We start from the raw sequence: 20,859 nt of genomic DNA, 5'->3' as shown, positions 1-20,859 counted from the left end.
GGTGCGCGTCCCCTTGCCCGTCCTCAGTCAGGCAGACGCAGTTGCGGCGGCACCTCTTCGGCGCTGGTTGGCCCGGCCGCCCGCATCAGGCCCGCAAAGTCGAAGATGCCGGGGTCGAGCAGGTGAGATGGCCGCACGTTCATCAGCGCGCGGAACATGACCTGACGCCGGCCAGGGCTGCGCGCTTCCCAACCATCCAGAAGCTGCTTCACCTGCTGGCGCTGCAGGCCCTCCTGGCTGCCGCACAGGTCGCACGGAATGATCGGATAGTTCATGGCGCGGGCAAAGCGATCACAATCGGCCTCGGCCACAAAGGCAAGGGGGCGATAGACGAACAGATCGCCATCCTCGTTCAGCAGCTTTGGTGGCATCGTCGCCAGCCGCCCGCCGTGAAAGAGGTTCATGAAGAAGGTTTCCAGAATGTCGTCGCGATGGTGGCCCAGCACCACGGCCGAGCACCCCTCTTCGCGTGCGATACGATAGAGGTTGCCGCGACGCAGACGGGAGCACAGGCTGCACATCGTCTTGCCGGGGCCGATCTTGTCCATGACGACCGAATAGGTGTCCTGATATTCGATCCGGTGCGGCACCCCCATGCGCTTCAGAAACTCGGGCAGGACGGTGGCCGGGAAGTTGGGCTGCCCCTGATCGAGGTTGCAGGCCAGAAGCTCGACCGGCAGCAGGCCGCGCCACTGCAGTTCATGCAGGACGGCCAGCAGGGTGTAGCTGTCCTTGCCGCCCGACAGGCAGACCAGCCAGCGGGCTCCGCGTTCGATCATGCCGTAGTGCTCGATCGCCTCGCGGGCCTCGCGCACCAGCCGTTTGCGCAGCTTGCGGAACTCGGTCGAGGTGGGGGCGCCATGGAACAACGGATGAATGTCGTCGCCCGCAAGATCGGACGGCAGGTCATCGGACAGATGCAGATCGTCAGCCATGAAGGCCCCCTAGTCGCGCCGGTCAGGGCGCTGATTGGTCAATGCGGGATGGCCGGCATATGCCAGAAACGCGGGCCGGGTGCAAATGCCCATGCCGGCCTCTTACAGACAAGAACCCGTCAATCCGACCGCACGATCCCCGAGAACCCCGCAACTGCCAGCAAGCCCAGGGCCAGCCCGGCGATGGTCTGGAAATAGGCGTAGATCTTGCCAAGGTATCCCTGCAGGCTGCGCGTATCGGGTGACCAGTAGTCCTTTTGCCCGCTGCCAAGGCCCGGAAAGATCATGTCAGCCGACAGCATCAGCGCGCTGAACTTGGGGAAGGCTGCGGCCTCGGGCTGGGCGCTCCAGCAATCCAGTTGCGACTGGCCCTCTGCCGCCAATCCGGCGCGATCAAGCCCGAGCGACGGAAGCGTCACGGTTTCGCCCTGCGTTGCACCACAGAGCACCCATTCAGGTGAGCGCAGCACCACCATGACGTTGGGCCGGATATTGTCGTTGCGCTCAAGTGCCGCGAACAGCACGCCCCCCGCCAGCCAGAAGAATACGATCCAGATGACCGCAACCAGAGGGCGGCGTCCATAAGCCGTGGTGAGCCACAGCAGGCGATCGCTGAACCACAGAAAGACCTTGCGGGTCCAGCTGCGCGCCCGGCTGATCCGGATGCGGCGCTGACGACGCTCCTTCTCGATCAGTACCGTACGCTTGTCATCCTGATGACCCATTTCGCCCAATACGCGGGCCAGATGCTCGTAGGGCTGCGGCCAGAAATCGTCATCGCCCCACCGGGTTGGATCTTGCCGCGACAGCCAGTCGAGCCGCTCTTCCGCGCCAACCGGTGCGGCCAGAAACCCGCCATAGCGGCAGCGGTTCAGAAGAAGGTCGCCGGGGGCGGGCCAGCTTGCCGCATCATCCACGATCGAGCCGAGCGTCGCGCCATTCAGGCTAAGTGCGCCATCGATCCTCGCTTCATGCCGCAGGAAGAAGGCGCCCGCCACCTCGGCCCGGTTCAGGTTCAGGGCAATTTCGCCCGGCGCGGTGATGATCGCCCCCGAAAAATCGGCATCGCCTGGAACATGCGCGCCCACCAACTCGACCCGGCCCCGCACCTCGCAGCGGCGCAGAACAAGATCACCGTTGATCTGCACCCCGCCCGCATCTACCGCCACTGCATCAGCACGGTCGATATGTGCGGCGAACAGATCAAGATCGTCGCCAATGCGTGCGCCGGGCAGTGCCAGCGTGCCGCGCATGCGGGTGCCGCGAAAAAGCGCGCTGCCGCGTACCGACAGACGCTCGGCATTCAGGGCGCGGTCATCGGGATGGTCAAGCTCGGCGCCGTCCATGATCAGATCGCCGCCGATGCGCGCGCCGCGCAGAACCACCGGCCCGGTGATCCGCGCTGCCCGCATCAAGAGATCGCCCCGCGCATCCAGCCGGTCGGCGGCCAGCCCCGGCAGGGTCGATCCATCCAGCGACAGCGTATCTATGACTGCCGAGCGCAGGATCGGCGTCATTTCGAACCAGCAGTCCAGCAGGCCGATGTCATGGGGGATACGGCAACCTTCCAGATCGAGCGTCCCGGTGATCCGTACGCCTGACAGCCGGATGCCCTTTTCGTGCATGCGCGGCACATCCGGCCCGCCCAGCAGAAGATAGCGGATCAGTTCTGCCCGCACGTTCAGATCGGGTTGGTCTTCGCCGGTCGCGGGGGATGTGCCCAGACGGTCCAGCAGCCCGACGCCGATATTCGCCACTACAGCGGCTTCGGCCCGCGTTAACGGGCCGAAGTGACGGTCGAGATCGGGATGCGGTGCAGGTCCCGACACGGGCGTGATCAGAGTGCCGCCAGCACCCGCGCCCAAGAGCGGATGCCCTTGTGGAAGCTGGTCAGGCTGTATTTCTCGTTCGGGCTGTGGATGCGGTCATCCGAGAGGCCAAAGCCCGCCATGACGACGTCCATTCCCAGCTTTTCCTTGATCATCGTGGTAACGGGGATCGACCCGCCACCCCCGACAAAGGCGGCCTCCTTGCCCCATTCGTCCGACATCCCCTGCTGTGTGCGCTGGAAGGCCGGGGCGCTGACCTCGAAGGCGACGGCGCGGCCCGAGCCGAACTCCTTGAACTCCACCCGGCAATCTGCGGGCACTCGGGCCTTCACGAATTCGCGGAAGGCCGCACGGATCTTGTGGGGGTCCTGATCGAACACCAGCCGGAAGCTGATCTTGGCCGAGGCCACTGCCGGGATCACGGTCTTGAACCCGTCACCGATGTAGCCGCCATGCATGCCGTTCACTTCACAGGTCGGGCGCGACCAGGTCTGCTCCAGCACGCTGCGCCCCTTTTCACCAGCCGGGATCGAAAGACCAACCTCGCCCAGGAACGCGGCCTCCGAGAAATCGAGCTTTTCCCAGCCGGCAAGCAACTCGGGCGAGGGCTCCGGCACGCCTTCATAGAAACCAGGGATCTGGATGCGGCCATCGGCGTCACGCAGGTCAGCGATGATGCGGGCAAGGATGTGGTTCGGGTTCGCCGCGGCCGATCCGTAGAAGCCGGAATGGAGGTCGCGGTCGGCGCCGTGGATGAAGATCTCTTCGGCGCAGAGCCCGCGCAGGCTGGTGGTGATCGCGGGCGTCTCCTTGTCCCACATGTTGGTGTCGCAGATCATGGCAACATCAGCGCCCAACTCGTCGCGGGCCGCATCGAGGAAGCCCGGCAGGTTCGCCCCACCCGACTCTTCCTCACCCTCAAGCAGGATGGTGATCGGGATCGGCAGCTTGCCGGTCACAGCCTTCCACGCGCGGCACGCCTCGATGAAGGTCATCATCTGGCCCTTGTCGTCAGACGCCCCACGCCCGCGGATTTCCTTGCTGCCATCGGGCAGGGTGGCAATCTTCGGCTCGAAGGGGTCGCCTTCCCACAGTTCCAGCGGATCGGCGGGCTGCACGTCGTAATGCCCATAGAACAGCACCTTGGTGCCTTCAGCCTCATGGTTCTTGGCCAGAACGATCGGATGGCCGGGCGTGTCGCGCACCTCGGAGGCAAAGCCGATGGTTTCGAGGTCTTTGGAATGCCATTCGGCGCAAGCGCGGGTTTCGGCTGCATAGGCCGGGTCGGTCGAGATGGATTTCAGACGCACAGTCTGGAACAGCCGATCCAGCGCATTGTCGAAATCTGCGTCGATATGGGCAAGGACCTTGTCGAGATCGGACATCGGAAAACCTTTCTTTGTGTCAAAGCCGGGGGCCTGTCGGCCGGGATGGGGGCAAACGTCCGCCGGACGTCAGAAGGACCAGATCTGCGGGACCAGGAAAACCGAGATGATGAAGAACCAGATCATCATCGGCAGCCCGAGCTTCCAGTAGTCGCCGAACTTGTAGGCGCCGGGTTCCATCACCATCAGGTTGGTGGGCGTAGCGACCGGCGTCAGGAACGCGGCGGCACAGGCGACGCCCACGCTCATCAGCACCGGCTGGACCGAGATACCCATCTGTTCGGCCGCGACGATCGAGATCGGAATGACGATCAGCGATGTGGCGGTGTTCGAGATCACCTGACCCATGATCGCCGAAAAGACGAAAAGCCCGGCCAGCAGCGCGTATGGCCCGTAGTCACCGACGATGGCGATCAATCCTTCGGCCAGCAGCTTTGCGGCCCCCGTCTCTTGCATGGCAACAGAGAGCGGCGTCAGGGCACCGACAAGGATCACGGTCGTCCAGTTGATCGCGCGATAGACCCCATCGACCGACAGAACGCCAGAAATCAGGATGATGCCGGCGGCGATCAGCCCGGCAACCGAGGGCGGAACGAGCCCGGTGGCCAGCAAGAACACCATGACGCCTAGCGCAACCAGAACGATTTGCGCGCCCGGACCCATCGGGACGGCCTGCCGCCGTACCAGATCAGGAGAGTTCACGACCAGCACCTCTGCCGGGTGGAGACGGTTGTCGAGCGCATTCCAGGTGCCTTGCAGCAGCATGGTGTCGCCCGCAGCAAGCGGGGCACCCGGCGCAAGGTCTGCTCCCTGCCGCTGGATGGCCAGCACGATAAGGTCGCCGCTTTCTGTCACCATGCCCGGGAAGAAACGCTGCCCGATCAGGGGCGAACGCGGCGGAACCAGCACCTCGGCCAGACCGGAATCGCGGTTGAACAGCTGATCGCGAACCCCACCTTCGGGCAGGTCATCGCGGAAGGCGAGGCCCATGTCATGCACCAGCGCTGCTGCCGCTTCGGCCGGCCCCTTCAGTACGACGATGTCGCCCTCCGACACGGTATTGGCGCGGATCGGTCGGCCCTCGGAATCCTTCAGCGTCACGAACTGCAGGCCCTCAACCGGCAGATTGCCCAGATCTTCGCGCGGGGCACCGATCAGCGGCGAGCCTTCGCGCACACGCAGTTGGTGCACGTCGTTTGACAGCCGATATTGCTCGACCAGTGTCATCGCGTGGCGGCTGAGATCGGGGGGGAGGGACTCGCTTGTGCGGAAAGGCAAAAGCTTCTCGCCGAAGAACACGACAATCGCGATGCCGCCCAGAACCAGAGGAATGCCGACGAGGGCGAATTCGAAGTAGCCAAAGCCACCGCCGCCCGCGTTTTCAGACGCCTCGACCACCAGCACGTTCACCGGGCTGCCCGTCGTCATCAGTTTAGACCCCGCGTGGGCGCCAAAAACGAGCGGCATCAAGAGTTGCGACGGCGCGCGGCCCAGCCGGATCGCCATGACGATGACCACCGGCAAAAGGGCTGCCACCGCTCCATTCACGCTGATCAGCGCGGCCAGAACGCCGACAAACCCCATCATGAGCACGATCAGACGTATGCGGCTTTCACCCGCCTGCTTGATCAGGATCTGCCCCGCCCAAGCCGTAACGCCCGATACCTCAAGCCCCGCCGATACGATGAAAAGCGAGGCAATGAAGATGACGGAAGGGTCGCCAAATCCCTGAAAAGCCTGATTGAGGGTCAGGATGCCTGTCGCCCACATGGCAAGTGATGCGCCGACGCAGACGGCGATAACCGGAATTCGGTCCCAGATGAAGAGGACGATAATGGCGCCAACAATGGCGAAGACGGTCCAGATGTCGCTCACGCCACACTCCTCAATTCCGAAAATATGGCGGCATATTGAGCGAAAGCGCGCAGTCCGGCAACCCGGATTGCGGGAGGGTGACGTCAAATCAGGCAACGTCAAGCGGTTGCACCAAGAAGTGACGCTTGCCGGAAAAATCCTTCCCGTGTTATGGCTTGGGCGTTGCGCTTCGTGTGACAGTATTTGATTTGCGCCCCCCGCGAGGGGCAAATGGCCGGGCTTGGCTGCCGGTTTGATCCCTGCTTGGGGAAGTTTCTGGCAAGCTGAAGAATAATAATGATTGCGCCGTGCCCACGTGCGGCAAAGGACAATCGGGAAAGGGCGGTAGAAATATGGCCAAGACACCGGATGCGGCCCCGAAACAGGGCATGTCAGGTTTTCTGGGAACGATCGAGCGGGTTGGGAACATGGTTCCGCATCCCGCCATCATCTTCTTCATGCTGATCGCTGCGGTCATCCTGCTTTCGGTGATCTTCGGGGCGCTGGGAACGACCGTTACCTATGACGGCTATGACGCAGCTGTCGGGGATATTGTGGAGCAGACCACATCGGTGCGCAGCCTGCTGTCACCCGAAGGCATCCGCTTCATGGTGACAAGCCCGGTCGGCAACTTTCTGGGCTTTGCCGGGGTTGGCGTTATCCTTGTCGCGATGATCGGTGTCGGTCTTGCCGAGGAGTCGGGGCTGATCGCGACGCTGGTCCGCAAGATCGTCGCAATCGCACCGCAAAGCCTCTTCACATTCATCATCGTCATGGTGGGGGTGATGTCCTCGATCGCGGCGGATGCGGGCTATCTGGTGCTGGTCCCCCTTGGGGCCGCGGCCTTCCATAGCATGGGACGCCATCCGCTCGCCGGTCTTGCCGCGGCCTTTGCCGGGGTGGCGGCCGTGTTTCTGGTCAACGTCTTTGTCACACCCACCGACGCGCTGCTGGTCGCGGTGACCAATGACGCCATCCATACCGTGAACCCCAATGCCTCGATCACAGATGTGGGCAACCTCTTCTTCATGATCGGTTCGTCCATCGTCATGGCGATCATCGTCACCATCCTGACCGAACGCTTTGTCGAGCCTCGTCTGGGCAAGTATGAAGGCGGCGTGCCGGTCGAGGGCGGGGTTGAACTGACAGAGGCAGAGTCGCGCGGGCTCAAATTCGCCGGGCGCGCGCTCCTGGGCTTTGTGCTTGTTGTCGGTGCGCTGACCGCGCCGCCGATCCCCTATGGCATCCTGCGCAATCAGGTGACGGGCGGCATCATGGCCGGCTCTCCGTTCATGAGCGGATTGATCGTGCTGATCAGCCTGCTGTTTCTGGTGGTGGGCTATGCCTATGGCCGCGGGGCGGGCACCATCGCCAATGTCACCGCAGCCATCGGTCTGATCGTCAAGACCTGGAGCAACCTTGCCGGCATGATCTTCCTGCTGTTCGTGATCGCCAACTTCATCGCATTTTTCAACTTCACGAATCTGGCGACGGTGCTTGCGGTCAACCTTGCAGACTTCCTGCAGACGGTGCCGATCGGGGCGGTGGGCTACATCATCCTCTTCGTCATCGTCGTGGCGATCATCGACATCATCCTGACGGGCGCGCTGGCCAAATGGGCGATCCTTGCTCCGGTCTTCGTGCCGCTGTTCATGCGTCTTGGCGGTGATCCGGATCTGGTGCTGGCAACTTACCGCGTCGGCGACAGCCCGATGAACGTGATTACGCCGCTGAACGTTTATCTCGCGGTCATGGTGGGCTTTGCGCAGAAATACCAGAAGGACGCAGGCATGGGCACGATCATCGCGCTGATGCTGCCCTATACGGCGGTTCTTATGGTACTCTGGACGCTGTTCCTGATCGGCTGGTACCTTCTGGGTATACCGCTGGGCCCGGCCTGAGTTTCGCCTGGCCGAATCTGCACACCCCCGCCCACGGCGGGGGTGTTCCTCTGACCTCCGCGGCCCAGACCCTCTCCTGATGCCGCCCGAAAAGAAGAGCGACCCAAGATGCTGCCTGACCTGCACACCCCTGCCCAGAGGCTTCGCGCCGCACTGCGCCTGACCCTTGCCGCCGGGCTCTGCGTGGCCCTCGGCGCCTGTCAGAGCGAGGAAGAGCCGAAAGAGGAGGCACAGGCTCGCCCTGTGCGCAGCATCACCGTGGCTGAACAGCTGGCGGGCAATACCGTGTCACTGGCAGGCATCATCGAAAGCCAGGTGCAGGTCGATCTCGCGTTCCGGATCGGGGGGCGGATGACCGAACGTCTGGTCGGCGTCGGCGATCAGGTCGAGGCGGGGCAGCTTGTCGCGCGGCTTGATCCGGCAGATGAAGAGAACGGCCTGCGTGCCGCCGAGGCGAGCCTGACGGCTGCCGAGGGACAACTGGCCGAGGCACGCACGAACTTTGACCGCCAGCGCCAGCTCTATGATCGTGCCATTGCCTCACGCGCAGCCTTTGACCGGGCAGAGACCACGCTGACCAATGCAGTGGCCCAGGCGGATGCCGCGCGCGCGCAATACCTGATTGCCAAGCGCCGGCTGAACGATACGGAACTGCACGCCGACGCCCCGGGCCGGATCACCGCCATCGGCGCCGAGCCCGGCGAGGTGGTGCAGCCCGGCCGCATGGTCGTGCAGATCGCCCGTGACGGCGGGCTGGATGCCGTGTTCGACGTGCCCGCCGCCGTGCTGGAGGCCAGCCCTTCAGACCCCGAGGTGACCGTGACCCTGTCGCAAACACCGTCGGTCAGCGCGCAGGGACGCATCCGCGAGGTGGCGCCGCGCGCCGATCTGGTGACCGGCACTTTCCGGGTGCGCGTCGGTCTGATCGCGCCGCCGGCTGAGTTGCGGCTTGGGTCCACCGTCACCGGAACCGCGCTCTTCGGTGAGGGCAATGTGATCGAGGTGCCCGCCACCGCGCTGACCCGCAGCGACAAGGGGCCGGCAGTCTGGATCGTCGATCCGGCCAACCAGACCGTTGCAATGCGTGATATCGTGGTCGACAGCTTCCTGCCCGCATCCGTCGTGGTGGCCGAAGGGCTTGCCCCGGGTGATGTGGTGGTGACGGCAGGCGTTCAGGCGCTGCGTCCGGGCCAGCTGGTGCGGGTGGCGCAATGATCGGTCCGAACCTTTCCGAATGGGCGCTGAAAAGCCGCCAGCTGACGATCTACATGATGATCGTGGCGGTGGTTGCAGGCGCCTTTGCCTTCATCAATCTCGGGCGTGACGAGGACCCGTCGTTTACCATCAAGACGATGCTGGTGACCGCAGTCTGGCCCGGTGCCTCGATGGAGGAAACCCAGACGCAACTGGCTGACCGGCTTGAACGCAAGCTGGAAGAGACGACGGGGCTTGATGCCCTGCGCTCGATCACCCGGCCGGGGATTGTCACGATCTATGTCGATCTTCAGGGCACTTTTGAGCCCGACCGCGTGCCGGCCGTCTGGCAAGAGGTGCGCAACAGCGTTGGCGACATTCGCCACACCCTGCCGCAGGGGGTGATCGGTCCGTTCTTCAACGACAATTTCGGGGACGTGTTCGGCATTATCTACGGGTTCACCGCAGATGGGTTTTCGGACCGCGAGTTGCGCGACAACGTCGACATGGTCCGCTCCGAGCTGTTGCGTCAGGTCGAGGGGATTTCCAAGGTCGAATGGATCGGCGTTCAGGATGAACGCATCATGCTGGAGTTCCTGCCCGACCGCGTGGCGGCCATGGGGCTCGATTACAGCCAGATCTTCAACGCCATCGCCGCGCAGAACGTGGTACGCCCGGCGGGCGTGATCACGACCGGGCAAGAGAACATTGCGATCCGTGTGTCGGGTTCGTTTGAAACCGAGGCGGATCTTCTCAACGTCTCGCTGGTCGCCAATGGCCGGATGATCCGTCTGGGCGATATCGCAACGGTGCGCCGCACGCTTTCAGACCCGCCGCAGCCGCTGCTTCGGATCAACGGGCAACGGGCAATCGCGCTGGCAATCTCCATGGCCGAAGGGGGCGACATTCTTGAGCTGGGCGAGGATGTGACGGCGGCGATGAAGCGGATCGAGACGGAACTGCCGGTGGGCGTCGAGCCGATCCTGATCTCGGATCAGCCTGCGGTGGTTGACCTCGCCATCGGTGATTTCACCGCGTCGCTCTGGCAGGCGGTCGGGATCATCCTGGTGGTGAGCTTCCTTTCGCTGGGCGTGCGCCCCGGCTCGGTGGTGGCAATTGCCATTCCCGTGACGTTGGCCGTGGTGTTTCTGGTCATGCAGACCTTGGCGATCGACCTGCACCGGGTGTCGCTGGGCGCGCTGATCATCGCGCTGGCGCTGCTGGTCGATGACGCGATGACAACGGTGGATGCGATGCTTCGGCGTCTGTCGGCGGGCGATACCATCGACAAGGCCGCGACCTTTGCCTATCGGACGCTGGCGGCACCAATGCTGACCGGCACATTGATCACGATTGCGGGCTTCGTGCCGATCGGCTTTGCGGAAAGCCAGGCGGGCGAATACACGATCTCGCTGTTCATGGTGGTCGCCATTGCGCTGATCGCCTCTTGGTTCGTGGCGGTGCTGTTTACGCCAATCATCGGCTCGGTCCTTCTGAAGCCGCCAGCTGCTGGCACGGCTGAGCCGCCACCCGGCCCGGTCCTGCGCGCCTACCAGTCATTCCTGCGTCTGGCGATCAAGGCCCGCTGGCTGACCGTGGCCGTCACCGCCGGGTTCTTTGTGCTGGGCTATATGGGGCTGCAGTTCGTGGACCGGCAGTTCTTTCCCGCCTCGGACCGCAACGAACTGATCGTCGACTTCCAGTTGCCGCGATCCAGCTCGATCTTTGCCAGCGAGGACGCGATCAGCAAGATCGAAGCCAAGATCGAGGAGACGGGCGAGGCGCAGTTCTACACGTCATACGTCGGGCGCAATGTCATCCGCTTTTATCTGCCGCTGGCCATCCAGCCGCCAAGCGATCACCATTCGCAGATCGTCGTGATGGCCAAGGATTTTGCCGCACGCGAACGGCTTGAGGCCGAGCTGGAAAGCTGGCTAGGTGAGGCCTTCCCCGAGGCGATCAGCCGTGTGAGCCCGCTGGAGCTTGGGCCGCCAATCGGATGGCCGGTGCAATACCGGCTGGTCGGCCCCGACCCCGAGGTGCTGCGCGGCCATGCGCTTGAGCTTGCGGGCATCATCGCGGCCGATCCGGATGCGCGCCACGTCCACTTCGACTGGATCGAGCCTGCCCGTCAGGTCCGCATCGAGGTCGATCAGGATCGGGCGCGGCGCGTGGGGCTGACCAGCGCGCAGGTTGCCTCGATCCTGAACACCGCTGTTTCGGGCACGACCGTCTCGCAATTGCGGGACAACATCTACCTGATCCCGATCGTGGCCCGTGCCGACGAGCAGGATCGCGTGGCGCTTGATCGGCTGTCAACCTTGCAGGTGCCAGTGCCGGGTGGCCGCACGGTGGCGCTTGGTCAGTTCGCGACCTTTACCTATGATCAGGAACAACCCTTCCTGTGGCGGCGCGACCGTCTGCCAACGCTGACCGTGCTGGCCGATACTGCCCCCGGCGTGACACCAGAGGCGGTGGTCGAGAAGCTGACCGACAAGATTACGGCCTTTGATGCCTCGCTCGCACCGGGGTATGAGGTTCAGGTGGGCGGCACAGTCGAAACCAGTGCCGAAAGCCAGGAGTCGGTCTTTGCCGTGATCCCGGTCATGGTGTTCCTGATGCTGACCCTGCTGATGGTGCAGCTGCAAAGTTTCAAGGACACCGGCCTTGTGATTGCGCTATTGCCGCTTGGCCTGATCGGAGTGGTGGCGGCGCTTCTTCTCTTTGACCGCTCGCTGGGTTTCGTGGCGATCCTCGGGATCCTCGCGCTGATCGGGATGATCGCGAAGAATGCCGTGATCCTGATTGCGCAGATCAGCGATGAACGCGCGGCGGGCCTGTCGGTGCAGGATGCCGTAGTCAAGGCCGCGACAAGCCGCTTCCGGCCGTTGCTGTTGACGGCACTGTCGACCGTCCTGGGGCTTCTGCCGATTGCGCCCACGCTATTCTGGGGGCCGATGGCCTTTGCGATCATGGGGGGGCTGCTGGTTGCAACGCTGTTGACGCTGGTGTTCCTGCCGGCGGTCTACACGATGTTGCACCGCGATCCGGCTCCGGCCTCGGGCGATGCCTGATCCGGGCTATGAAACCGATGCCGGACCAGGGATTGCCTGGTCCGGTGTCAGCGACAAGCGCAGCTACTATCGCCTGTTTGCGGGCTATGTTGCGGCGCTTTTGGCGACGGGGGTTGCAACCGTCGCGCTGGCGCTTCTGGCCTTCGATCTGGCGGGCGACGATTCTGGCACGGTTATCGGCATCGCGCTGTCGCTGAAGATGGCGGCCTATGTTCTTGCCGCGCCTATCGTCACGGTGATGCTGGATCGGTTGCCGCGCAAGGCCGTCATGATCACGCTCGATCTGATCCGTGCCGCAAGTCTTGGTCTTTTGGCTTTCGTGACCGAGGTCTGGCAGATCTACGTGCTGGTCTTTGCCTTTGCGATTGCCTCGGCCACCTTCTCATTCGCGTATCTTGCAGCGGTGCCCTATCTGCTGGGCAGCCAGGAGGACTATACCCGCTCGCTTGCCCGATCGCGCATCGCGGCAGAGCTGGAAGGACCGCTCAGCCCGCTAATCGCCGCCGGGCTACTGCTTATGCTGTCGCCCAAGGCGGCGATGGTGGTGACGGCCGGCGCCTTCATCCTGTCGGCCCTTCTGGTCAGGGCGGCGCATCTGCCGGCCAACACTGGCTCCGGTGCAGGTCGGATGGGGCTCTACACCCGCCTCAAGCGGGGGCCTCAACTGTTTCTGTCTGTGCCTGCGTTCCGTGCGGTTGTCGCGCTGGACATGGCGGTGGCGCTGGCGACGGCTATGGTGCAGGTCAATACCGTGGTACTTGTGCAGGGTCTGCTGGATCTGGAGCGGGACGCGAGCGCGCTTGCCTTCGGCATTTTCGGCGTTGGGGCGGTTGCCGCAGCGCTGTTGCTGCCAATTCTGCACAGATCGGTGCGCGATCGGTCAATCATGCTGGCCGGGGTTGCGCTTCTGGTCGTTTGCCTCGCCTTTGGCGTCCTGCAAAGCCGGCTTACCGGCCTTATGGTGTTGTGGTTCGGCCTTGGCTTTGGCGGGGCGTTGGCCCTGACGCCCGCCACGTTCCTGATCCGAAGGCTGGCCCGGCCGGCTGACCTGCAAGTCTTGATGGCCGCGCAGGTCTCGATCGCGAACGGCTGTCTGCTTGTCGCCTATTCGCTGGTTGGCTGGCTTGACGCCCAGTTTGCCCTGGGGCCTACCTTCCTTGTCCTGTCGGGGCTGACAGCGCTTTGTGCACTCGCCTTCATCTGGCTTTGGCCGACGACCTACGCGCCCGAGTGATTGGACCCGGCCCGTTCGAGGCCGACTAGAAGTCCAACCCCAGATCGACCACCGGTGCCGAATGCGTCAGTGCTCCGACCGAGATGTAATCGACACCGGTTGCCGCCACTTCGGCGATGCGGGGCAGGGACATGTTCCCCGATGCCTCAAGCACCAGACGGCCGGCGTTTATCGCCACCGCCTTGACCAGTTGGGGGGTGGTCATATTGTCGAGCAACACCACGTCGGCGACACCGATCTCCAGCACCTCGGCCAGTTGATCCAGCCGGTCGACCTCGATCTCGACCCGCATCATGTGTGACCGTGCGGCGCGCGCAGCCTCAAGCACAGGGCGCACGCCACCGGCGGCGGCGATGTGGTTGTCCTTGATCAGGATTGCGTCCGACAGGCCGTAGCGATGGTTTGCGCCTCCGCCGTGGCGAACGGCCTCTTTCTCAAGCACGCGCAGGCCGGGCGTGGTCTTGCGGGTGCAGGTGATACGCGCCTTTGTGCCGCGCGTCTCGGCGACAAAGGCGGCGGTCAAGGTGGCCACACCCGTCAGACGACCCGCGAAGTTCAGCGCCACCCGTTCACCCATCAGGATGGAGGCAGCCTTGCCCTCGATCCGCATCAGCGTTTCGCCGGGCGCGAAGGGGGCACCATCCTCGACCAGCGTCGTCACCACCAGCGCCGGGTCCACAAGGCGGAAGGCCATCTCGGCCACCCGCATGCCCGATGCAACACCTGGGCGCCGGGCGTTCAGCCGCGCATCATAGGTCAGGCCCTGCGGGATGACGGCGCGCACGGTCGCATCGCCCATGGGGCCCAGATCCTCGACCAATGCGGCGCGCACCACGGGTTCCAGCAGCAGATCGGGCAGCATCAGGCAAGTTCCTTCTGGTCGCGCATCCCCTCGGCCTTCGTCAGGGTCAGAAGGGTTCGGTGGGCCAGCGCGGGGTCGGCCTTGGGATAATCGGCACGGAAATGTCCGCCCCGGCTTTCGTGACGGTCAAGCGCTGCAGCGGTGATCAGGGTCGCGGCGGCAATCATGTTGCGCATCGGGTCGGGCTGCGGTTTGCGGGCAAGCGCCGCAAGACCATCAAGCGCGTTGCGCAGCCCTTCGGCGGTGCGGATCACGCCCACGCAGTCTGTCATAAGCCTGCGCAGATGCGCCACATCGCCGGGATCGACCGGCAGCCCACCGGGGGCAGGGGCCAGTATGACCTCGGGCAGCGGAGATGCCGCGGCCGGTAACTCTGCGGCGATGTCGTCGGCTGCGCGCCGCGCCATGACCAGCGCCTCAAGAAGGCCGTTTGACGCAAGCCGGTTTGCGCCGTGCAAGCCGGTCGAGGCTGCTTCGCCTGCAACCCAAAGTCCGGGCAGCGAACTGCGGCCCAACCCGTCACAGGCAACTCCGCCCATGTGATAGTGGGCGGCGGCGGCGACCGGAATGGGCTGCGTCACCGGGTCGATCCCGGCGCGGGCGCAGGCAGCGGCCACCGCCGGGAAATGCTCGGGCAGCGCGTTGCCGATTGCGGCACGCGTATCCAGCGCCGGGGCGAGCCCCGCCTGCGTCTGGGCAAAGATTGCGCGGGCCACGATGTCGCGCGGGGCAAGTTCGGCATCCGGGTGTTCGGCCAGCATGAAGCGCTCGCCGTTGCGATTGATCAGCACGGCACCCTCGCCGCGCAGCGCCTCGGTCGCGAGGGGGGCCGGGTCCTCGCCGCAGGCGATGGCCGTGGGGTGGAACTGAACGAATTCGGCATCCGCCACCATGGCCCCCGCCCGTGCAGCCAGCCCAAGCGCCTGTCCCATGATGCGGCGCGGGTTGGTTGTCATGGCGTAAAGTCCAGCCGCACCACCAGCCGCCAGAAGGACTGCCGGCGCCATAACCAGAACCGGCGCGGAAGCCACATCAGCGAGCCCCAGCCAGACGCCTGTGACGCGCCCGCCCTGAACCTCCAGCCGGTGTGCCGCGAAACCCTCCAGCACCTGCACCGACGGGGCAACCCGCACCGCCGCCACGAGTGCTGCCATGATCGCCGCACCGGCCTGATCGCCCTTGACCCGCGCAACGCGGGGGTGGCCGTGCGCCGCCTCCCGCGAGAGGGCAAAACTGCCGTCGGCATCGCGGTCAAACGGCACGCCAATATCTGCAAGAGCGGCCACATGATCCGGGGCCAGCCCCGCAACGAGTTCGGCCATCCCGGCATCGACGATGCCTGCCCCGGCCCGGATCGTGTCTTGTGCATGTGCCGCCGCGCTGTCGCCCGAGCCCAAGGCCGCCGCAACACCACCCTGCGCCCAGGCCGACGAGGCGCCCTGTCCCAGCGGTTCGGGCGAGATGACCAGCACCGGGCGCGGCGCAAGCCGCAGAGCGGCAGACAGCGCCGCGATTCCCGCGCCGAGAATGACGATCCGACCGCTATCGACTGCGGTCATGCGGCAGCCCGTGGCCGACGCGAGATCTCGATCATCCGCTCGACCGCCGCGCGGGCGGGGGCGATCAGCTCGGGGTCAACCTCGACCGGCGTGGTCATCGTGTGCAGCGACCACAGCACCTTTTCGAGCGTGATCATCTTCATGTAGGGGCACATGTTGCAGGGCCCCACGAATTCCACCTGCGGATGGGCGTCCGCAATGTTTGAGGCCATCGAGCATTCGGTGACAAGCAGCGCCTTGCTGGGCTGGTTTTGCGTGACAAAGTCGATGATGCCCGCGGTCGAGCCCGAAAAATCTGCCTCGGTCACCACATCGGGCGGGCACTCGGGGTGCGCGATGATCGTGGTGTCGGGCTGGAACTCGCGGAACTCGCGCAGGTCCTGCGCGGTGAAGCGTTCATGCACGATGCAGGCGCCATCCCACCAAACGATGCGCTTCTCGGGCACCTGTTTCGCCACGTTCTGCGCCAGATACTTGTCGGGCGTCATGATGACGGTATCGCCGGGCATGGCGCGCACGATCTGCGCGGCATTGGCCGAGGTACAGCAGATGTCCGAGGCCGCCTTGACCGCGGCCGTCGTGTTCACATAGCTCACGACCGGTGCGCCGGGATACATGGCGCGCATCTCGGCGATGCCTGCAGGCGTGATCGCATCGGCCAGCGAGCAACCGGCCCCCATGTCGGGCATCAGAACGGTCTTTGACGGGCTCAGAACCTTTGAGGTTTCGGCCATGAAATGCACGCCGCACTGGACGATCACCCCGGCCTCGACCTTGGTCGCCTCGATGGCAAGCTGCAGGCTGTCGCCCACCACATCGGCGATGCCATGATAGATGTCGGGCGTCATGTAGTTGTGCGCGAGGATCACCGCGCCGCGCTTGGCCTTCAGCCGGTTGATCGCAATCACATAGGGCGCGTGGCGGGCCCAGTCGGCAAAGGGGATGACGCGGGACATGCGCGCATGAATATCGCGTGTGGCCTCAGCCGCGCTGAGCGATGGCTCAAGATCATAGACCTTCGCCAATTCGGCGCGGATGTCGGGGGTGCTGGTCGGCATGGCAGAACCTGGCGTGACGGCGGACGCGCGAACCTAGGGCGAATGTCTGCGCGGTGCAAGTTATTGGTTTTCACGAATACTCGGGCGTTTGTTGCAATCTTTTGCGGCCTCTCCCGGAGAGTTGCACCATAACCGGTGCCAGAAAACGGTCGATTTTCAGGCGGTTGACGCAGCGAAAAGTGACGCTGCGGCAATGCAGCCCGTGCAGCGCGCGGCGGGCGGGTGTAACCTTGATATGGATGACCTGCGCAATGAGGGTGCGATGTCGAACCGGTTCCTGTTGGCTCTGACGATTGTTCTGGCCGCAAATGTTGCGCCCGCGGTGGCAGAAAGCCCTTTTGATGCCCTCAAGGCGCGGTTCTTCAACCGCCAGACCATGGGCATCGCCAGCTCAAACGGGCGCATAGAATCGCAGACGGTGGATGTGGCCACAAAATATGCGGGCCGGATCGAGGCGGTTATGGTGGCCGAGGGCCAGATCGTCGACCCCGGCGATCCGGTCGCACGGATTGATGACCGCGAAACACAGGCGCAGATGATGGGTGCGCGCGCGGCCGTGATGCGCGCCAAGGCCGTCAAGAGCGTGGCCGAGGCCAGCACGGCACAGGCGCAAAGCGCGCTGTCGGTGGCCGAAACCAATCATGACCGGGTGCAGAAACTGCACGCAGAAGGGCATGCCAGCGATGCGGTGCGCGACGACGCGGTGAACGCCTTTACCTCGGCCAAGGCTGCGTTGCGGATGGCCGAGGCGCAGCTTGATGAAAGCGACGCCCTGATCGCGTCGGCGAATGCCGATCTCGCACGTCTGGAGATCGCGCTTGATGACCTGACGATCCGCGCCCCTGTGCGCGGACGTGTCGCCTATCGGCTACGCGAGCCCGGCGAGGTGCTGGCGGCGGGCGCCCCCATTGTCACGCTGCTTGATCTGTCGGACATCTACATGAACATCTACCTGCAGGCCGCTGATGTCGGGCCGCTGGTCCTGAATGACGAGGCGCGGCTGATCCTTGATCCGATCCCGCAGTTTGTGATCCCCGCCACCGTCACCTTCATCTCGCCCGAGGCGCAGTTTACGCCGAAGTCGGTGGAAACCGCGTCGGAACGTGAGGATCTGGTCTTTCGGGTCAAGCTGCGTGTACCGCCCGAGCTGGTCGAGCGGTTTGAAGACCGGGTTAAAACCGGTGTGCGGGGTCTTGGTTTCGTGCGCACGCTGCCGGGCACTGACTGGCCCGCCGATCTGGCCGTGAAGCTGCCGGAATAGCCCATGCTATATGTGGCCGAGACCCAGGGCATTAGCCATCGCTATGGCCGCGTGACCGCGCTTGATGACGTCAGCCTGCAGATCCCGGCAGGCTGCATGGCGGGTCTGATCGGTCCGGATGGGGTGGGAAAAACGACGCTGCTTGCGCTGATCGCAGGCGTGCGGCGGCTGCAGGGCGGTGCGCTGCAGGTTCTGGACCGCGATATCGCGCTGGCGGCGGAACGTCGGGCCATCGCCCCACGCATCGCCTATATGCCGCAAGGCTTGGGGCGGAACCTTTATCCGACGCTCTCGGTGCGCGAAAACCTCGATTTCTTTGGCCGCCTGTTCGGGCAGAAGGCCGATGAACGGGCCGCGCGAATTGAAATGCTTTTGCATGCAACCGGGCTTGATCCGTTTCCCGATCGCCCCGCAGGCAAGCTTTCGGGCGGTATGAAGCAGAAGCTGAGCCTCTGTTCCGCACTGATCCATGATCCCGACCTGCTGATCCTTGATGAGCCGACCACCGGTGTCGACCCGCTGTCGCGCCGCCAGTTCTGGGAACTGATCGATGCCATCCGCCAGCATTTGCCGGGGATGAGCGTGCTGGTCGCCACCGCCTATATGGAGGAGGCTGACCGCTTTGACTGGCTGGCCGCGATGGACGCAGGCCGGGTGATTGCGACCGGAAGCCCGGCCGACCTGCGCGCCCGGACAGGCGCCGAAACACTGGAGGCGGCCTTTGTGCGCCTGCTTCCCGGTGGGCAGGACGCAGCGCCCGTGATCCTGCCGCCACGGAATGGGACACCTGACGCCGTTCCCGCGATCGAGGCGCGTAACCTGACCAAGCGCTTCAAGGATTTTACCGCCGTTGACGACGTGAGCTTCGTGATCCCTGAAGGCGAGATCTTCGGCTTTCTGGGGTCAAACGGCTGCGGCAAATCGACGACGATGAAGATGCTGACCGGCCTTCTGGACCCGACCGAGGGCGAAACGCGGCTCTTTGGCGAAAGGCTGGGGGCGGCAGACATGCAAAGCCGGATGCGGATCGGCTACATGTCGCAGGGCTTTTCGCTGTATGGCGAGTTGACCGTTCGGCAGAACTTGATGCTGCATGCCCAGCTCTACACCCTCGCCCCGGCGGCCCGCGCGCCCCGCGTGGCCGAGGTCATGGCCGAGTTCGATCTGACCGATGTCGCCGACCAGATGCCCGAAAGCCTGCCGCTTGGTATCCGTCAGCGGCTGCAACTGGCCGTCGCCATCATCCATGAACCGCGCATCCTGATCCTTGATGAGCCGACCTCGGGCGTCGATCCGCTGGCGCGGGACGATTTCTGGCGCAAGCTGATCGTGCTCTCGCGCGAGCGCGGGGTGACCATCTTTATCACCACGCATTTCATGAACGAGGCCGAGCGCTGCGACCGCATCTCGCTCATGCATGCCGGTCGGGTGCTTGAGGTAGGGGCGCCGGCCGAGATCGTGACGCGCCTCGGGACCGCAACGCTGGAAGATGCGTTCATCGCCTGTCTGGAGCGCGAGATTGGCGGCGAGGGCAAGGCGTCTGCCGCAATTGCACTGCCCGCCCCCGTGGCGCCGCCCGGGCCGCTGCGGCAGGCCGTGACCCGCGCGGGTGCCTACGCCTGGCGCGAGACGCTGGAGTTGATGCGCGACCCGATCCGGCTGTTCTTTGCGCTTGTTGGGCCTGTCATCCTGCTTCTGACCATGGGGTACGGCATTTCCTTTGATGTCGACCGGCTCAGCTTTGCGGTCAACGATCAGGATCAGAGCGCCGAAAGCCGCGCACTGATCGATGAGTTCGCGTCGATCCGGCAATTCGCCCAAGGCCCGGATTTCGCCGATCAGACCGAGCTTGCTGCCCGGATGGGTCGCGGCGCATTGACCGTGGCGCTGGAAATCCCCGACCGCTTTGGTCACGACCTGCGCCGCGGCGACCGGCCAGAGGTCTCGCTCTGGATCGATGGCGCGATGCCCTTCCGCGCCGAAACCGCGCGCGGCTATGCGCTTGGTGTGGTCGAAAGCTTTGGCCGGCGGACCCTGCGCGAGGCAGGCATTGCGCAGAACCAGCAGCTTACGGTCGAGACGCGCTTCCTGTTCAATCAGGCGTTCCTTTCGGCCAATGCGATGGTGCCGTCGATCATCATGCTTATCCTGATGCTGATCCCCGCCATCATGTCGGCGGTCAGCGTCGTGCGCGAGAAAGAGACTGGCACCATCGCCAATTTCCGCTCGACCCCGGTGGGGCGGGCGGAGTTTCTGCTGGGCAAGCAGTTGCCCTATGTGGTCATCGCCTGGATCAGCTTCTGGGTGCTTCTGGCGCTTGGTCACTGGCTGTTTGCCGTGCCCTTCACCGGCAGCCTGTTGGCGTTGGCCGCCATTTCGGCCCTCTATGTCGTGGCGGCGACCGGGTTCGGCCAGTTGATGTCATCCTTCACGCAGACCCAGGTGTCAGCCGTGTTCGCCACCGCGATCATCACCATCATCCCGACGATCAACTTCTCGGGTCTGATCGTGCCGGTATCGTCTCTGGCACCGGCCGGGAGGCTGGTGGGACAGGCCTTCCCCGGCGCCTGGTATCAACCCGCCTCGGTCGGCAGCTTCGTCAAGGGTTTCGGCTGGGCCGAGCTATGGCCCAACGCGCTGGCCCTTGCCCTGTTCTGCCTTGCCTATCTGGTCTTCTCGGTGCTTGCCCTGCGCAAGCAGGAGGCGTGATGCG

General features: G+C 64.4%; 13 protein-coding genes. 6 read left to right on the top strand and 7 right to left on the bottom strand.

The window, feature by feature from the left end:
• Positions 1-23: 23 nt before the first annotated feature.
• The 4 genes from ttcA to FQU74_RS15225 all read right to left on the bottom strand — a co-directional run bounded on the left by ttcA (position 24) and on the right by FQU74_RS15225 (position 6,024).
• Entirely contained in the window at positions 24-935 is a 912-nt protein-coding gene (gene ttcA / locus FQU74_RS15240; RefSeq protein ID WP_146287335.1) for a tRNA 2-thiocytidine(32) synthetase TtcA, read from the bottom strand.
• Between the two features lie 119 nt (positions 936-1,054).
• Positions 1,055-2,764 carry a hypothetical protein gene (locus FQU74_RS15235; protein ID WP_206665040.1) on the bottom strand — a complete coding sequence of 570 codons (1,710 nt, stop codon included), beginning with the start codon at positions 2,762-2,764 and terminating at the stop codon, positions 1,055-1,057.
• 8 nt (positions 2,765-2,772) lie between these two features.
• Positions 2,773-4,149: a M20/M25/M40 family metallo-hydrolase gene (locus FQU74_RS15230; protein WP_146287334.1), complete on the bottom strand. Its 1,377-nt coding sequence runs from the start codon at positions 4,147-4,149 to the stop codon at positions 2,773-2,775.
• A 69-nt stretch (positions 4,150-4,218) separates the two neighbouring features.
• The gene (locus FQU74_RS15225; RefSeq protein ID WP_146287333.1) at positions 4,219-6,024 is read right to left on the bottom strand and encodes an SLC13 family permease; all 1,806 of its coding nucleotides are present in this window, start codon (positions 6,022-6,024) and stop codon (positions 4,219-4,221) included.
• Positions 6,025-6,356: 332 nt separating this feature from the next.
• Between FQU74_RS15225 and FQU74_RS15220 the strand changes: the two genes are divergently transcribed.
• The 4 genes from FQU74_RS15220 to FQU74_RS15205 all read left to right on the top strand — a co-directional run bounded on the left by FQU74_RS15220 (position 6,357) and on the right by FQU74_RS15205 (position 13,406).
• A complete protein-coding gene (locus tag FQU74_RS15220; protein ID WP_146287332.1) occupies positions 6,357-7,904 on the top strand; it encodes an AbgT family transporter in 1,548 nt (515 codons plus the stop codon).
• A gap of 108 nt (positions 7,905-8,012) precedes the next feature.
• Entirely contained in the window at positions 8,013-9,119 is a 1,107-nt protein-coding gene (locus tag FQU74_RS15215) for an efflux RND transporter periplasmic adaptor subunit (RefSeq protein ID WP_146287331.1), read from the top strand.
• On the top strand, positions 9,116-12,172 hold the full coding sequence (locus tag FQU74_RS15210; protein ID WP_146287330.1) for an efflux RND transporter permease subunit: 3,057 nt from the start codon (positions 9,116-9,118) through the stop codon (positions 12,170-12,172). The genes FQU74_RS15215 and FQU74_RS15210 overlap by 4 nt, the downstream gene beginning before the upstream one ends.
• Positions 12,165-13,406: an MFS transporter gene (locus FQU74_RS15205; protein ID WP_146287329.1), complete on the top strand. Its 1,242-nt coding sequence runs from the start codon at positions 12,165-12,167 to the stop codon at positions 13,404-13,406. The genes FQU74_RS15210 and FQU74_RS15205 overlap by 8 nt, the downstream gene beginning before the upstream one ends.
• A 25-nt stretch (positions 13,407-13,431) precedes the next feature.
• On the opposite strand, the gene nadC is transcribed toward FQU74_RS15205, so the two are convergent.
• Genes nadC through nadA form a run of 3 tightly spaced genes read right to left on the bottom strand, consistent with a single transcriptional unit; the run spans position 13,432 to position 16,885 of the window.
• Positions 13,432-14,268: a carboxylating nicotinate-nucleotide diphosphorylase gene (gene nadC / locus FQU74_RS15200; RefSeq protein ID WP_146287328.1), complete on the bottom strand. Its 837-nt coding sequence runs from the start codon at positions 14,266-14,268 to the stop codon at positions 13,432-13,434.
• Positions 14,268-15,827, bottom strand: a complete 1,560-nt coding sequence (locus tag FQU74_RS15195) for an L-aspartate oxidase (protein WP_146287327.1) — start codon at positions 15,825-15,827, stop codon at positions 14,268-14,270. The genes nadC and FQU74_RS15195 overlap by 1 nt, the downstream gene beginning before the upstream one ends.
• Positions 15,824-16,885: a quinolinate synthase NadA gene (nadA, locus tag FQU74_RS15190; RefSeq protein WP_146287326.1), complete on the bottom strand. Its 1,062-nt coding sequence runs from the start codon at positions 16,883-16,885 to the stop codon at positions 15,824-15,826. The genes FQU74_RS15195 and nadA overlap by 4 nt, the downstream gene beginning before the upstream one ends.
• Before the next feature lie 193 nt (positions 16,886-17,078).
• Between nadA and FQU74_RS15185 the strand changes: the two genes are divergently transcribed.
• Positions 17,079-18,146, top strand: a complete 1,068-nt coding sequence (locus FQU74_RS15185) for an HlyD family secretion protein (protein WP_229704418.1) — start codon at positions 17,079-17,081, stop codon at positions 18,144-18,146.
• A gap of 3 nt (positions 18,147-18,149) precedes the next feature.
• Complete coding sequence (gene rbbA, locus FQU74_RS15180; protein WP_146287325.1) at positions 18,150-20,855, top strand: ribosome-associated ATPase/putative transporter RbbA; 2,706 nt, start codon at positions 18,150-18,152, stop codon at positions 20,853-20,855.
• Positions 20,856-20,859: the final 4 nt, after the last annotated feature.

Origin of the sequence: Gemmobacter aquaticus, assembly GCF_007859075.1 — a bacterium.
Lineage (GTDB): Bacteria > Pseudomonadota > Alphaproteobacteria > Rhodobacterales > Rhodobacteraceae > Gemmobacter > Gemmobacter aquaticus.
Note: the sequence above shows the minus strand (reverse complement) of the source record. Positions and strands in the feature narration are given on the sequence as shown.

Coding starts and splice junctions, on each gene's coding strand:
- ttcA (WP_146287335.1), bottom strand. CDS start 935: ATGGCTGACGATCTGCATCTGTCCGATGACCTGCCGTCCGATCTTGCG.
- FQU74_RS15230 (WP_146287334.1), bottom strand. CDS start 4,149: ATGTCCGATCTCGACAAGGTCCTTGCCCATATCGACGCAGATTTCGAC.
- FQU74_RS15220 (WP_146287332.1), top strand. CDS start 6,357: ATGGCCAAGACACCGGATGCGGCCCCGAAACAGGGCATGTCAGGTTTT.
- FQU74_RS15215 (WP_146287331.1), top strand. CDS start 8,013: ATGCTGCCTGACCTGCACACCCCTGCCCAGAGGCTTCGCGCCGCACTG.
- FQU74_RS15210 (WP_146287330.1), top strand. CDS start 9,116: ATGATCGGTCCGAACCTTTCCGAATGGGCGCTGAAAAGCCGCCAGCTG.
- FQU74_RS15205 (WP_146287329.1), top strand. CDS start 12,165: ATGCCTGATCCGGGCTATGAAACCGATGCCGGACCAGGGATTGCCTGG.
- nadC (WP_146287328.1), bottom strand. CDS start 14,268: ATGCTGCCCGATCTGCTGCTGGAACCCGTGGTGCGCGCCGCATTGGTC.
- FQU74_RS15195 (WP_146287327.1), bottom strand. CDS start 15,827: ATGACCGCAGTCGATAGCGGTCGGATCGTCATTCTCGGCGCGGGAATC.
- nadA (WP_146287326.1), bottom strand. CDS start 16,885: ATGCCGACCAGCACCCCCGACATCCGCGCCGAATTGGCGAAGGTCTAT.
- FQU74_RS15185 (WP_229704418.1), top strand. CDS start 17,079: ATGCAGCCCGTGCAGCGCGCGGCGGGCGGGTGTAACCTTGATATGGAT.
- rbbA (WP_146287325.1), top strand. CDS start 18,150: ATGCTATATGTGGCCGAGACCCAGGGCATTAGCCATCGCTATGGCCGC.